Consider the following 13,494-nt stretch of genomic DNA (forward strand, 5'->3'; position numbering starts at 1 on the left):
TATGAAAGCCTCATTTTCGTATTATTAGATCTAAGTATGAGCCAGCAAATCTTACATCGTTGGAAAAACATTCAATTAGTTGAGGAAGACATCCGTTTACCCACAGGTATCTCCATTTCTCATACCACCATTATTCATCCTGGTGCCGCGGTAATATTATCCATTACCGAGGACGAAAATATCATTCTATTGAAACAATTTCGCCCATCTTTAGGTAAATGGATCATTGAATTACCCGCAGGCACAATTGAAAATAATGAAAAGCCATTAGCATGTGCAAAACGAGAATTGTTCGAAGAAACTGGCTATCAAGCGGACGTTTTTCATTCACTAGGCCAATGTACACCAATGGCTGGTTTTTGTGATGAGATTCAGTATCTATTTGTTGCTAAACAGTTATCACTTCCTATGAAGCAAAAACTTGACGATGACGAAGTTATTGAGGTCATTAAAGTCAGTTTATGTCAAATAGAACAATGGATCCGAGACGATCTTATTACCGATGCCAAGACTATCGCTTGCATTAGTAAAGCAAAATTATGCGGCCATTTTACTCATCAAAATTAATCATCTCCTAAATAAGAGGAACTAACATGGACTTTCGTTCTGACACTGTGACACAACCTACGGAATCAATGCGTCAAGCCATGGCAACAGCCATTGTTGGTGATGATGTTTATGGTGATGACCCAACCGTTAATGATCTCGAATCATGGTCAGCAGAACGCCATGGGTTTGAAGCCGCATTATTTGTCACATCCGGCACACAAGCGAATCTGCTTGGGTTAATGGCGCATTGCCAGCGAGGTGATGAATATTTATGTGGCCAGCAAGCACATAATTACAAATTTGAAGGCGGTGGCGCGGCAGTATTGGGTTCAATTCAACCTCAACCGATTGAGAATGAACCCGATGGAACAATATGTTTTAAAAAACTAGAGCAAGCCATTAAACCAGATGATTCTCATTTTGCTCAAACAAAACTGCTCAGCCTTGAAAACACGATAAATGGTAAAGTGCTTCCTTTAGAATATTTGAAGCAAGCTCGTGCTTTTACCCTTAAGCATAATCTACAACTTCATCTCGATGGTGCTCGGGTTTACAACGCGGCAGTTGCACTAAATGTAGATGTCAAAGATATCGCACAGTATTTTGATTCCATGACGGTGTGTTTATCTAAAGGGTTAGCGGCTCCAGTCGGATCCTTGCTTCTAGGATCAAGCGATTTTATTAAACGAGCTCGCCGAATTCGTAAGATGTTAGGTGGTGGCATGCGCCAAGCCGGTATTTTAGCTGCTGCGGGGAAAATAGCTCTAACCGATCAAGTAACACAACTCAAAACCGATCACGACAATGCTCAAATTCTCGCCAAGGGATTAAGTGCTTTAAGCGCGTTTGAATTAAAACCTGATCTAATTCATACCAATATCGTTTTTGCTAAAATTGCAGATCACATTGATCGCAAAGCTCTGCAGCAATACCTGCAACAACAAGGTATTATTATTGGTAATAGCCAGCCGATGAGGTTTGTATTACATAAAGATATCAATCGCCAAGATGTTGAACGATTCCTACAAGAAATCAGTTTGTTCACGAATTAAATCGTTCTGAATCGGATGAGTATTTTCCACCAGTATCACCATTGGTTTATCAATACTCATGACATACCACAAAAAATTGAAACCAAATACACTATACTTTCCATTTGTATAATATAATTTCAAATTACTGGAATGAAATAAAAGAAGTGTCGCTTTAATCAGCGCACTTCGACTAAAAAATGGGAGTGAAAAGTGCATACGGTAAGTGAAAGAAAACAAGGTAGACGTAGCGCGGAAGAAGCAGAAAAAACCAAAAAAGCGCTTCTTTTTGTTGCGGGTGAACTGTTTTCAGAATTAGGCTATAAGCGTGTTTCCCTCCGTTTAATCAGTGAGAAAGCGGGTGTTTCTCATAGCCTATTACGCTATCACTTCGGCAGTAAAGAAAAAATTTGGCAACATATTAGTGATCATCTTTACCAATATTTTCGAAATTATTTTCAGCATATTGTCAGTATTCTGCCAGAAGGCTTACCTGCAAATATCCAACTATACAAATTAATGAATCGCGTTTTAGCTTGTAGCCTTAATGATCCACGTGCGGTTCGCTTTTTAGCAGATGCAGTAAGACAAGACAAAAAAATGGTGAACTACTTCCTTGAACCTAGCGTTCAAACCAATGAAGTTCTAGAAAGCCTCGTTCACCAGTTCAAACAAAGCTATCCAAAGTCACCAATAACGGGCAGAACATTACGCTGGCAAACGACAATGTATTCGCACTCTGCTACAACTTTACGACCTTTACTTCAACACATGTTTGAAAAAAAGACTGACACAGAGGCACTTTTTGCACACTGGCAGCAGTTCAACCAATTATTAGTCCTTCAGCTTCATATCGACGAGAAAGATATTGAACGCCCAAAAGCTCTAACGGATCTTATCGTCCCAGCTCCCACAGAATACGTTTAACTCCACGGCATCTCATCAATAATAACGCTGTTAACGACTAACCGCGCTTACCTCGTGAACGATGAATGTTCAACTTAGCTTTCAGTTTCCGCTTTTCTGCTGTTCTGCCACGTTTCATTTGAGGTTCTTCAACCTGATTAACACTTGGTTCATAACCTGCCAGCCATTCTTGTGGCAAACGTTTGTCTAATAAAGCTTCAATCGCATCTAACAAATATTGCTCTTGTGGGCACATTAACGAGAATGCTTGCCCTGTTTCACCGGCTCGACCTGTTCGTCCAATTCGATGAATATAATCCTCAGCTTGAAAAGGCAACTCATAATTGACCACTTGTGGTAACTGTTGGATATCCAATCCCCGAGCGGCAACATCTGTCGCAATCAATGCACGAACTTTTCCTGACTTGAAATCATCCAATGCTTTTTGACGCGCACCTTGGCTTTTATCGCCATTAATAGATGCCGCATTAATACCATCAAGTTTAAGTTCTTTGGCTAAAATATCTGAGGTTTGTTTCGTCTTAGTAAACACCAACACCTGTTGCCAATTTCGCGAGCCAATCAAATAAGCCAATAACTCTCTTTTTCTCGATTTATCAACAGGGTAAATCATTTGTTGAACGGTATCTGCTGTGCTGTTTTTAGCGGCAATTTGTATTTCTTTTGGATCATTAAGCATTTTATAAGCGACTTCACGTATGCGTTTAGTGAAAGTTGCTGAAAAGAATAAGGTTTGTCGGTCGGAGCTCATCCTGCGCAGAATTCTTTGTAGATCAGGCATAAAGCCCATATCCAACATTCTATCCGCTTCATCTAACACTAAAGTTTGAGTTTGCTTCAAATGAATATTGCCTACAAATAGATGATCCAATAATCGCCCCGGTGTTGCTACAACGATATCTGCGCCTTTTGCTAGGGCTTTAGTTTGCACATTCATGCTCATACCACCGTACACAACAACAATATTTAAACCCTGGTTGTACGACTGCAAACTATCAAAAACTTGTTGTGCTAATTCGCGGGTTGGCGTTAATACTAATGCTTTGACTGATTGAGTTGATTTTTCATTTTTTGTTTTTCCTAGCGGTTCACCATCTACTTTACCTATATTTTGAGATATTAAATCTTCGGCAGAAATAGATGGTTCTTGAACCAAGCTCTCGTCTCGAGCGATAGAGATCTGGTGCAGCACTTTTTGAATCAATGGCAAACCAAAAGCGGCTGTCTTTCCTGTTCCAGTTTGCGCACACGCTAGCAAGTCGTCACCTTGTAGAACCAGTGGAATCGCCTGCTCTTGAATGGGTGTTGGTGAAGTAAAACCTAACTGCTTAACGCAATCGACCAAAATAGAATCTAAACCTAATGATTGAAACGACATGGCAACCTAATATTAAAATACAAATATCGATAAATAATGGGGTGGAAGTTTAGCAAATTTATGTTTGAGAGTATTTCGCTTTCATTAATAAGTCCGGATAGAACTGACTAAATGCCGCTATGAAAGTGTCGTATTCTTGTTCCATAATTTCCGAGCACTGCGCTAAAGGCGATAATTTTGGTCTGCGCATCGACATACGTTCAAGTGCATAGGCAATATTATCGAAGTTTTGATAAGAAAATAACCACTCACCTTCCCACATTGCCTTTGTCACTCGCTCATACTTTTCAGGCAATATTAATTCGCATTGAGAACACTCATATTCCGATTGATTAATAAATTGCGTTAACGATAAATGATGGTACTCATCCCAGCGAGTCGCAAGCGCATGATCCCAAAACATATCAAATGCAATAGGTGCAAAACGTTTTAAATTTTCTGGGAAAAAACGTTTTAAACTAAGAACAATAGGATGGGAATCTGTATTGCTATCGACCCAGCGGTGTAACTTGATCCCTTTAACTACCTCTGATGGAAATAAATCATCAGGATTGCCTTTCACAAAATCGCCTAATAAATTACCGACCAAATCACTACCGCAATGATCAGCAATATGTAAATGTGCTAAATAATTCATACGATTACCCTATGGTGAACGTTAATATTGAAAATAAACATGCCTCATAATCGAACCATAATGGCGGATAGCAATACATCATTCTAGGTATGTAAAGATTACGTTAAAACTAGATATGCACCCCATATGCTTACTGTGGGAATAAACGAAGCAATTAGAACTGTGAGATAATCCCTACCAGCCTGCAATCACAGCTAGGTTAGTTACACTAGATTGTAAACAAACTCGCTATATTGATGTTTAGCACAATAAATTATGTACAAGAACACTGTCACATAGCCATACTAGATAATAACGACAGAGGGCATGAAAATTATGAAAAGAAAACAAATAAAAAAAGATCCTGCTTTAGACGTTAATTTGGATATTTGCTGTTGCCCATTATGTTCTAGCGAAGAATTCCTACTATCAGAAAACGAAGACGAACTGGTTTGTATCGACTGTGGTCTTGTGCCATTAAACACGGACACAAAATATCTTACTTCGACCAGTCAATTTCAATATCACAAATTTCCATTCGTTCATTGACCCTTAGTAAGTATTGATTTCTATTAGCGGTCATGAATATTCTTATCGATTAAATATGCTTATCAGTTAAAGTAGACAAAGCCCACCGAATTGGTTTGCTTCAATTCGGTGGGCTTTGTCTATTCTAAATCATTGTTATTTGAAAGATTCATGCAAATAAAGAAATAGATTGAAGCTCTGATAAATGCTCAATTCTTCTTACTAAAGGATGATCAATGGTTTGCCCAATCAATGGCGTAAAGTGAATCGTTTGGATCCCCGCATTGATCCCGGCTTTTACACCATTTTCAGTATCATCCACAAATAAACACTCTTCAGCGCGAAAACCCATTTGCATAGCCGCATACATCAATAAATCTGGTTCTGGTTTCCAACTATTAATGTCAAAGGCACTGAATATATTATTCTTAAACAAATGCAACATCCCTGTTAATGAAAGTGCATATTCCATTTTACTTACCGAGCCATTTGAAGCTACACACACAGAGATATTATTATTAATCAAATGCTGTACTGTTTCTAAGGCTGAGGGAATTGGTTTAAGATTTTCAGAAAATAGATGGTTCATAAATTCTCTATAACGAGGCTCTAGTGTTTGCATGGGAATTTTTAATCCAACTCTATCACTCGTTTCTTTCAGAATATCAAACATTTTACCGCCTTGAAAATTAGCCATGCATTGGTCATAACACACCTCGGCACCGTAACTAGCAAAGACTTGAACTAATGCCTGACAACAGAGAGTTTCACTGTCCACTAGCGTGCCATCGCAATCAAATATGACACATTTGATCTGAGATTTAGCCATGCTGATTCCCCACTTTCAACCTAATAAACTAAGTTTGGCTTTTAGTTATTAAATTAGAAAGAAAAGGTTAAGTATTTTGTTAAACCAAGCCGAGCAAAAATCTATATTTTCAGACAAGATCACTATTTATTCTTATAGCATGAAAAATTAACAGGCAATTCACCTAACTGACATAAAATTATGCTTCATAAATGACAGTCATATTAAGATCATTTGGAGTTTGATATAAATGAACCATGGAGGCTATGAGAGGTAGGTATATTTCTGGTAATAATGCTTGCTGCGTATAAACATCGGATAATAACAAGCTATTGGTTTGATCATCTTTATAAGCGATCATTGCCATCATAGGTTGGCCCTGTTTAAATCCCATATAAAGCTGATAATGCTCATCAAGAATGATTTGAGTGAGAAATTCAATAATAAGTTTTTCTTGCTCCGGATCGTTGGACCACGCTTTTGCTTGCAGAACTGAAAACAGAATGGTTAGTCGATGAAAATCGACAGGTATAATATCATCTAACCAAATAGGATAATGGCTAGCTTGATCTAATAGCTCTGATGCAAATTGCGTTTTAAACGTTTTACTTTCTTGTGAAGATAAATACAACTCTCGTCCTTTTAGGCTCTCTTGAGTTGGAAAGTCCACATCAACATGATGAGATAACCATTGGTTTTTCTGTTTGATTAATCGTACTGCTTGCGTGTCCATATTATCCTTCTTCAACGAGCTAACTAAGGTGTGACAATAACATTTCAGGTTAGGAAGCGATAGCGCTATCATATTGTTAAATAAATTAAAAAAGCCATCCACTTTAGTAACAGTCAATGGCTTTCCTTTATTTATTCAGACTCTTTTAACGCTTTTTCTTCTGCTAACATTTCTGGCGTTTTATAAGCTTTTGTTCCCCATAAAGGAACCGTTGATAAGCTATGTTTAAAACTCCCAGAGGTTTCTTTTGTTGAATATGATAAATACATCAATGTTTGACTTTTAGGATCAAAAATACGTCGGATTTTCATCGTTTTGAAAAATACACTCTTTGATTTTTTAAATACGGTTTCGCCCGATTCTGAACGATCAATACCAGCAATCATTTCAGGCGTAATTTCACCCGTTTGACGGCAAGAAATTGAACTATCACTTGGGTCAGAGAAACTTAAATTAGCTTCAATAGAGGCAATATGACAAGTTACACCTGAAATTTCAGGGTCAACAAGCGTATTCAATTTAATATCTTTTGTAGTAAACAATCCTAAAGAGACATCCCCCACTTCGTTATTGTCACAACCGGCTAATATTGTCGCCAAACTGAGAGCAACGATTAATTTTTTCATTTTCTTCCTTAAAATTAACATTGTTTTGATAATGTTATCACAATGAAATCACGTCTTATTCAATATTTAGATAACGAATATTTTATAGTTTAGTTCAATTACGTAATCGCCACGTTAATGGCATGCTCACAGGGTATTCATAATCAATCGAGAACCAAATTATAGCTATCTTGAGCTTTCTTTTATCCTACAGCCTAAAGTTACACCTCTCTTCTCATAATGCACCGCTTTTGTTTTACATCAGACGGAACTTTTTCTATGATTTGAGCTCTATTAGCTTGTCATTTTAACTTAAGTTTGAATTCTCTATCATGCATAAACATATAAAAAATATCGTTTTATTTTCAATTTCATTGATTTTTCTTTCGGCCTGTTCTGATAGTAGCACTCCAAAGGAAGGTGAAAAGTATCAAAAGCTCTCAACGGTATTAACACAGCCAAACATAAAACCTGTCACTGAAGTGTTTTCTTTAATGTGCGGCCATTGCCGTAACCTTGAACCTTCTATTGGGGAACTAGAAAAGCTAACCAATCAACAGTTTGGGAAGGTTCATGTTACCTTTAATGATCAAGCCCAAGTGTCCGCTCTCATTTATTACGCAGCAGAGATGCAGCTCAATAAGATTCCAGATGAAAAAATGCTTTCAGAATTATTTGCAGCCGTACAGCTAGGCGAAGGTTCAACCATGACTCAGAAGCAACAAGCAATTGAGCAAGTCTTCACCTCTCGCAATATTATTAGTCCATATAATTTCGATGAATTACAAAAGAAAGCTTTATTACGTTATTTAAATGAAGCTATAGAAATCACCAATCAAGCAAAATTTAATGCGGTACCAACTTTTATCGTCAAGGGTAAATATCAAGTTCTCATCACTGGCCATAAAGATATTCAAGATATCGCAAACACGATAAACTACTTACTTAAACAGCCTTAGAACATGTATTTGATTTGCTATTTTAAGTCAGGAAATCTAGGCACTTATCGATAAATAAAGGATTAAGTTAAGTGAAAATATTATTACCCATTATTCTGCTACTTTTAGTTGGTTTTTTATTGTATCGCTCTATCAATACCACGAAAACGGCAGAACTAAATATTAAAGCGGGTGAAGGATTTTTAGCCGAAAATGCAACTAAAGAAGGTGTTATTACTACACCGACTGGTTTGCAATACCAAGTTCTGATGAAAGGGACTGGTGACAAGCATCCTACATCAACCAGTACCGTTCGTGTTCACTATCAAGGAACATTATTGGATGGTACCGAGTTTGATAGTTCATATAAACGCGGTGAGCCGATTGAATTTCAACTCAATCAAGTCGTAAAAGGCTGGCAAGAAGGTCTTCAATATATGGTGACCGGTGAAAAAGTTCGCCTATTCATTCCATACCAACTTGGCTATGGAAAATCAGGCAGTGGCCCTATTCCTGCTGGAGCAACGTTGATCTTTGAAGTAGAACTCTTGGATATTGTTAAATAAAACTTGTATTGAAAATAACGCCCCAATAAACGCTAAAGCCCTGAAATGCAATATTTCAGGGCTTTCTTATTAGAGTAAAATCTTACTTTTCATTCATCATTTTTATATTAAGGGAAGTCATGATGATGCCATTTTATGATTGCTTTCGACTAATTCCCCATCCACTACCATAATACACGCCATTCCTGCCGCTAATGCCGCTTGCCGACCAATTTCAGTATCTTCAAACACCACACAATCTTTCGGTTTAATACCTAAACGCTCTGCCGCAAGTAAAAATGTATCTGGATTTGGTTTATGGTTTTCAACATCTCTAGAAGTGACTAAAGCATCAATCATTGTCAACATTCCATTGTATTCCAACAATTTCATCGCGTTATGGTGATTACTACCAGTGCCGATTGCTATTTTCTTCTGACCTTGAAATTGTTCTAATACTTGGTAAGTACAATCAATAATTTTTCCATCATGAATAAGGGAAGAAAAATAGGCCGTTTTAGTATCAGCCACTATAGCCGGCTCAATTTTAACGTCATACTTCGCATTTAACTGTTTTGCAACTTTTAATGTGGGCATTCCCCCCATGCTGTGAATCCATTCCTTCTCATAGGGAAAATTATATTGCTCGGCGGTTTGTTGCCATGCTTTTAGATGAGATGGCATGGTATCGATTAAGGTGCCATCCATATCAAAAATAAGTGCTTTGTAATGAGATACATCTACAGTCATACTACCCACCTTAAATCAATATATAGCTAGAAATGTTATTTTAAACAGTGCTGCTTTCATCATTTAAGTGCTTACTGTTTCTCTAATACGATATAGCATATCATTAGTATTAATAACAATCCGATAACTTAGACACATTCATTCATCTATTTATAATAAAACTATGCTCAAAATCTCAAATAATGTCCAAATTCCTGATAGTGAAATCGAACTTACTGCTATACGGGCTCAAGGGGCTGGTGGGCAGAATGTCAATAAGGTGTCATCGGCCATCCACCTTAGGTTTGATGTAAACGCATCCAGTTTACCGGGTTTTTATAAAGAACGGTTACTGAAAATCTCTGATAAACGCTTAACTGGCGATGGTGTTATTGTTCTTAAAGCGCAACAATACCGTACTCAAGAACAAAATAGAGAAGATGCCCTATTGCGTTTAAAAGATCTGATCTTAGAGGCGACTAAAATAGAAAAGGTTCGCAGGGCCACGACACCGACTCGATCGTCACAAAGAAAACATACCGATAAAAAAGTACAGCAAGGTCAAAAGAAGCAATTAAGAGGAAAGGTTCAATATTAAAAAATCGCACTCAATGGTGCGATTTTTATAAAGTCTATTTTGATAAAGACATGCAAGGTAGATCTTATTTAACGCAGGCCATGTAAAAATTCAGCGCGAGTTGCAGGGTTTGATTTGAATATTCCACCTAGCGCTGTCGTTGTCGTCACGCTGGTCGCATCCATGACACCACGAGATTTCACACAATAATGAGTGGCATCCATCGTAATGGCGACATCATCAGTTTCAAGTAATGCTTGTAGAGCAACTAAAATTTGCTGAGTCATACGCTCTTGAACTTGAGGGCGCTGAGCAAAAAAACGCACAATACGGTTGATTTTCGATAGACCAATAATTTTCCCACGAGGAATATAAGCAACTGCAGCTTGCCCATCTATGGTCACTAAATGATGCTCACAAGTGCTAGTGACGGTAATATTTTTGACTCGTACCATTTCGCTGCAAGACATTTTATTTTTAATGACCGTGATCTTAGGGAAGTTTTTATAATCCAACCCCGAAAATAGTTCATCTACATACATTTTGGCAATACGACGTGGTGTTTCTTCTAAGCTATCATCACTCAAATCGAGCTCTAACAATGTTAAAATCTCCCGCATGTGATGCTCTATACGCTCTTTTTTCTCTTCATTAGGAATATAATTCAAACACATCGGAGTTTCTATACCGCGCTGCTGTAACGCAGATTGAACTAATAACGCAGATTCACTTAAGCCTTGTTCGTTAAGAGTTTGAGATTCTAGATTTGACATTATTTTCTCCGACTATACTGATGATAAAACTCGACTAGAAGCCAGATACTACTATTGAGTTGATGACAAGGATACTCGTTCTCAAGCATAATTACATCCACAAATTACGTGTGCGCTTTGAGGCTGTAAATAGCTTTTCCCACGTAACCTGACTCACTTTCAAAACAGGAAAGACCATGGACAGCTGTACGACCCCCGGCCTAATGCCTATAGATGATGCTTTAGCAAATATGCTCAAATCCATTACTCCAATTAACGCCACCACAAATAAACCTTTAGCGGATAGCGTCGGTTATGTTTTAGCTCAAGATCTTCACTCTCCAATTAATGTGCCGCCTTTTGATAATTCAGCGATGGATGGTTATGCCGTTCGTATTGATGATTTAACCGAAACCACTACATTAACAATCGCAGGTAAATCATTTGCTGGTATTCCTTTTCAAGGTCAATGGCCTATAAAATCGTGTATTCGTATTATGACTGGCGCAAAAATACCACAAGGTTGCGATGCGGTGATCATGCAAGAGCAAGTGAGCATTAAGGGTGATGATGCCGACTTTTCTCAGGCGTTACCTCTTCGTGATCAACAAAACATTCGATCTTTAGGTGAGGATATAAAGCAAAGTAATTTAGTTCTTCCCAAAGGACACCGATTAACCCCTCGTGATATTCCAATGATCGCAACTTTAGGCATTCCAACATTGACAGTGTTAAATAAGCCAAAGGTTGCATTCTTCTCGACAGGAGATGAATTGAAGCCATTAGGAACCGAGCTAAAAGAAGGCGAAATCTATGACAGTAATCGCTATGGCATTAAAATCATGCTGGAAAAATTTGGTTGTGAAGCCATTGATCTAGGCGTTATCCCTGACGATAAAGAGCAGCTTAGACAAGCCTTTATTCGCGGCCAACAACAAGCAGATGTAGTGATCACATCTGGTGGCGTCAGTGTAGGCGAAGCCGATTATACAAAGATCATTTTAGAAGAACTTGGACAAATCGGCTTTTGGAAAATTGCTATGAAACCGGGCAAACCATTTGCATTCGGTAAACTAATCGCAACAGATAACACATCGGATGCTATTTTCTGTGGTCTTCCTGGTAATCCAGTTTCTGCAATTTTGACTTTATATATTCTGGTCCAACCATTGTTGGCAAAACTAGCGGGTCATTCTGATTGGAAGCCTCAACCAAGCATTCCAGCCAAAGCGTTAACACCATTTAATAAATTCCCAGGACGAACTGATTTTCAGCGCGGTATTTATTCGATTAATGACGATGGGCAATTTGAAGTTAGCAGTACAGGCAACCAAAGCTCTGGTGCATTCCGTTCTATGAGTATTGCTAACTGTTTTATTATTTTAGAAAGAGAGCGCGGTAGTGTTGAAGTAGGTGAAACGGTACACATTCAGCAGTTTGGCCCTGTATTCTATTCCTAATCCCATGAATCAATTGTAATAGTTTCCTCACCAAATTAAAAAGGCTGAAAACATAGATCTGTTTTCAGCCTTTTTTTACTTTTATATTCTACTATCAGAACTGATTATCTAGTGACTTTCTTCGATGCTTTTTTATCTTTAATAATGGAAGCCACCACGGCCAGCGTCATTGTCATTAATAGCACCAATAATGACACCATGGTTGGAATCGCATAAGCCGTACCGATAAGCAGCATTTTACAACCGATGAAAATCATAATAAATGCGAGGGCTGGACGTAAATAAATAAATTTATCCAACATGCCCTCAAGCACAAAATACAGTGATCGCAAACCTAATAAAGCAAATACATTAGCGGTTAAAACAAGGAAAGGTTCTTGTGTAACCGCAAAAATAGCGGGTATAGAATCTAAGGCAAACATCACATCAGTCATGGCAATCACAACAACAACGATAACCAATGGCGTCACAAGCCAACCAGCATTGTCCTTCACTAACAGTTTAGTGCCTTGATAAGAATCACTGACTCTAAAGAATTTGCGTACTAATTTTTCAGGAAAAGAGCTAACAGACTCATCTTCTTCTGGCTCAGGTTTTGTGAGTTGATAACCAGTCCAAATTAAAAAGAAAGCGAAAACGTAAAGTACCCAATGGAAGGACTCCAATAATTCAGCGCCAACTGCAATCATAATGCCACGGAGGAATAATGCACCAATGACACCCCACAATAAAACGCGAGGGCGCAGTTCTACAGGCACAGTAAATCGACCAAAGATTAAGGCAAACACGAACAAATTATCGACACTGAGTGATTTCTCTAGTAAGTAGCCTGTTAAGAATGCGGTAGCCGCATCATGAGGGGTATAAGGACTATCGGGCTCAAATACTGGCCAAAATTCATAAAGAGAAATAAAGAATAAAAGCGCCAAAAACACCCAAAATAAACTCCAGAGTGCCGCTTTTTTGATGGTAACAACACCATTTCGAGTTTGCCATACATCCAGTGCAAACATGCACAAGGTCAGTAAACCAAAATAAGCATAAGTTGAAATGTGCATCTCTTTTCCTTAAACGCGGAAAGAAACGGATCGTAAGAGATCAGACCTTCCGCATAATATCAAAAAACATCAGGCAAATGCCTGATCATTAAATTCTATGCGTTGGTCTCGTCTGAGTGATTATTTCATTGATAAAACGTCACAATGAGTAACCACCTTTGCTTACCGGAAAAAGGTCTATCACTATTTCAGTGGCCCTTTTCGAGATGACGACAAGCAAACTCGCGCTAACTACTCCCCAAACCAATAAAGTGTACAAG

General features: G+C 38.1%; 15 protein-coding genes. 7 read left to right on the forward strand and 8 right to left on the reverse strand.

Annotated elements, in window-relative coordinates; genetic code table 11:
* Positions 1-36: 36 nt before the first annotated feature.
* The 3 genes from FH976_RS00910 to FH976_RS00920 all read left to right on the forward strand — a co-directional run bounded on the left by FH976_RS00910 (position 37) and on the right by FH976_RS00920 (position 2,507).
* Complete coding sequence (locus FH976_RS00910) at positions 37-567, forward strand: NUDIX hydrolase (RefSeq protein WP_194089024.1); 531 nt, start codon at positions 37-39, stop codon at positions 565-567.
* A 26-nt stretch (positions 568-593) separates the two neighbouring features.
* Positions 594-1,601, forward strand: a complete 1,008-nt coding sequence (ltaE, locus tag FH976_RS00915; protein WP_194089025.1) for a low-specificity L-threonine aldolase — start codon at positions 594-596, stop codon at positions 1,599-1,601.
* A gap of 192 nt (positions 1,602-1,793) precedes the next feature.
* Complete coding sequence (locus FH976_RS00920) at positions 1,794-2,507, forward strand: TetR/AcrR family transcriptional regulator (RefSeq protein WP_194089026.1); 714 nt, start codon at positions 1,794-1,796, stop codon at positions 2,505-2,507.
* A 37-nt stretch (positions 2,508-2,544) separates the two neighbouring features.
* On the opposite strand, the gene FH976_RS00925 is transcribed toward FH976_RS00920, so the two are convergent.
* From FH976_RS00925 to FH976_RS00945, 5 genes are all read right to left on the reverse strand, one after another.
* Positions 2,545-3,885: a DEAD/DEAH box helicase gene (locus FH976_RS00925; protein WP_194089028.1), complete on the reverse strand. Its 1,341-nt coding sequence runs from the start codon at positions 3,883-3,885 to the stop codon at positions 2,545-2,547.
* Positions 3,886-3,943: 58 nt separating this feature from the next.
* A complete protein-coding gene (locus tag FH976_RS00930) occupies positions 3,944-4,522 on the reverse strand; it encodes an acyl carrier protein phosphodiesterase (protein WP_194089029.1) in 579 nt (192 codons plus the stop codon).
* Positions 4,523-5,198: 676 nt separating this feature from the next.
* Entirely contained in the window at positions 5,199-5,858 is a 660-nt protein-coding gene (gene yieH / locus FH976_RS00935) for a 6-phosphogluconate phosphatase (RefSeq protein WP_194089030.1), read from the reverse strand.
* Between the two features lie 178 nt (positions 5,859-6,036).
* Positions 6,037-6,570, reverse strand: a complete 534-nt coding sequence (locus FH976_RS00940; RefSeq protein WP_194089031.1) for a flavodoxin — start codon at positions 6,568-6,570, stop codon at positions 6,037-6,039.
* A gap of 131 nt (positions 6,571-6,701) precedes the next feature.
* Positions 6,702-7,196: a CreA family protein gene (locus tag FH976_RS00945; protein ID WP_194089032.1), complete on the reverse strand. Its 495-nt coding sequence runs from the start codon at positions 7,194-7,196 to the stop codon at positions 6,702-6,704.
* Positions 7,197-7,507: 311 nt separating this feature from the next.
* On the opposite strand from FH976_RS00945, the gene FH976_RS00950 reads away from it, so the two are divergent.
* Together FH976_RS00950 and FH976_RS00955 are read left to right on the forward strand one after the other, a co-directional pair.
* Positions 7,508-8,134: a thioredoxin domain-containing protein gene (locus FH976_RS00950; protein ID WP_194089033.1), complete on the forward strand. Its 627-nt coding sequence runs from the start codon at positions 7,508-7,510 to the stop codon at positions 8,132-8,134.
* Between the two features lie 71 nt (positions 8,135-8,205).
* On the forward strand, positions 8,206-8,679 hold the full coding sequence (locus tag FH976_RS00955; RefSeq protein ID WP_194089034.1) for an FKBP-type peptidyl-prolyl cis-trans isomerase: 474 nt from the start codon (positions 8,206-8,208) through the stop codon (positions 8,677-8,679).
* Positions 8,680-8,796: 117 nt separating this feature from the next.
* Here FH976_RS00955 and FH976_RS00960 read toward each other — a convergent pair whose 3' ends face one another.
* Positions 8,797-9,408, reverse strand: a complete 612-nt coding sequence (locus FH976_RS00960; RefSeq protein ID WP_194089035.1) for an HAD family hydrolase — start codon at positions 9,406-9,408, stop codon at positions 8,797-8,799.
* 163 nt (positions 9,409-9,571) lie between these two features.
* Here FH976_RS00960 and arfB point away from each other — a divergent pair, with 163 nt between their 5' ends.
* Positions 9,572-9,985 carry an alternative ribosome rescue aminoacyl-tRNA hydrolase ArfB gene (gene arfB, locus FH976_RS00965; protein WP_194089036.1) on the forward strand — a complete coding sequence of 138 codons (414 nt, stop codon included), beginning with the start codon at positions 9,572-9,574 and terminating at the stop codon, positions 9,983-9,985.
* 68 nt (positions 9,986-10,053) lie between these two features.
* On the opposite strand, the gene folE is transcribed toward arfB, so the two are convergent.
* On the reverse strand, positions 10,054-10,737 hold the full coding sequence (folE, locus tag FH976_RS00970; protein ID WP_194089037.1) for a GTP cyclohydrolase I FolE: 684 nt from the start codon (positions 10,735-10,737) through the stop codon (positions 10,054-10,056).
* A 176-nt stretch (positions 10,738-10,913) separates the two neighbouring features.
* On the opposite strand from folE, the gene moeA reads away from it, so the two are divergent.
* Entirely contained in the window at positions 10,914-12,176 is a 1,263-nt protein-coding gene (gene moeA / locus FH976_RS00975; RefSeq protein WP_194089038.1) for a molybdopterin molybdotransferase MoeA, read from the forward strand.
* A gap of 104 nt (positions 12,177-12,280) precedes the next feature.
* On the opposite strand, the gene FH976_RS00980 is transcribed toward moeA, so the two are convergent.
* A complete protein-coding gene (locus tag FH976_RS00980; protein ID WP_194089039.1) occupies positions 12,281-13,234 on the reverse strand; it encodes a TerC/Alx family metal homeostasis membrane protein in 954 nt (317 codons plus the stop codon).
* Positions 13,235-13,494: the final 260 nt, after the last annotated feature.

Source organism: Vibrio hibernica (assembly GCF_015223435.1).
GTDB classification, from domain to species: Bacteria; Pseudomonadota; Gammaproteobacteria; order Enterobacterales; family Vibrionaceae; genus Vibrio; species Vibrio hibernica.

What these genes read in the sequence shown, in the direction of transcription:
- FH976_RS00910 (WP_194089024.1), top strand. Translation starts at nt 37, where the DNA reads ATGAGCCAGCAAATCTTACATCGTTGGAAAAACATTCAATTAGTTGAG.
- ltaE (WP_194089025.1), top strand. Translation starts at nt 594, where the DNA reads ATGGACTTTCGTTCTGACACTGTGACACAACCTACGGAATCAATGCGT.
- FH976_RS00925 (WP_194089028.1), bottom strand. Translation starts at nt 3,885, where the DNA reads ATGTCGTTTCAATCATTAGGTTTAGATTCTATTTTGGTCGATTGCGTT.
- FH976_RS00930 (WP_194089029.1), bottom strand. Translation starts at nt 4,522, where the DNA reads ATGAATTATTTAGCACATTTACATATTGCTGATCATTGCGGTAGTGAT.
- yieH (WP_194089030.1), bottom strand. Translation starts at nt 5,858, where the DNA reads ATGGCTAAATCTCAGATCAAATGTGTCATATTTGATTGCGATGGCACG.
- FH976_RS00940 (WP_194089031.1), bottom strand. Translation starts at nt 6,570, where the DNA reads ATGGACACGCAAGCAGTACGATTAATCAAACAGAAAAACCAATGGTTA.
- FH976_RS00945 (WP_194089032.1), bottom strand. Translation starts at nt 7,196, where the DNA reads ATGAAAAAATTAATCGTTGCTCTCAGTTTGGCGACAATATTAGCCGGT.
- FH976_RS00950 (WP_194089033.1), top strand. Translation starts at nt 7,508, where the DNA reads ATGCATAAACATATAAAAAATATCGTTTTATTTTCAATTTCATTGATT.
- FH976_RS00960 (WP_194089035.1), bottom strand. Translation starts at nt 9,408, where the DNA reads ATGACTGTAGATGTATCTCATTACAAAGCACTTATTTTTGATATGGAT.
- arfB (WP_194089036.1), top strand. Translation starts at nt 9,572, where the DNA reads ATGCTCAAAATCTCAAATAATGTCCAAATTCCTGATAGTGAAATCGAA.
- folE (WP_194089037.1), bottom strand. Translation starts at nt 10,737, where the DNA reads ATGTCAAATCTAGAATCTCAAACTCTTAACGAACAAGGCTTAAGTGAA.
- moeA (WP_194089038.1), top strand. Translation starts at nt 10,914, where the DNA reads ATGGACAGCTGTACGACCCCCGGCCTAATGCCTATAGATGATGCTTTA.
- FH976_RS00980 (WP_194089039.1), bottom strand. Translation starts at nt 13,234, where the DNA reads ATGCACATTTCAACTTATGCTTATTTTGGTTTACTGACCTTGTGCATG.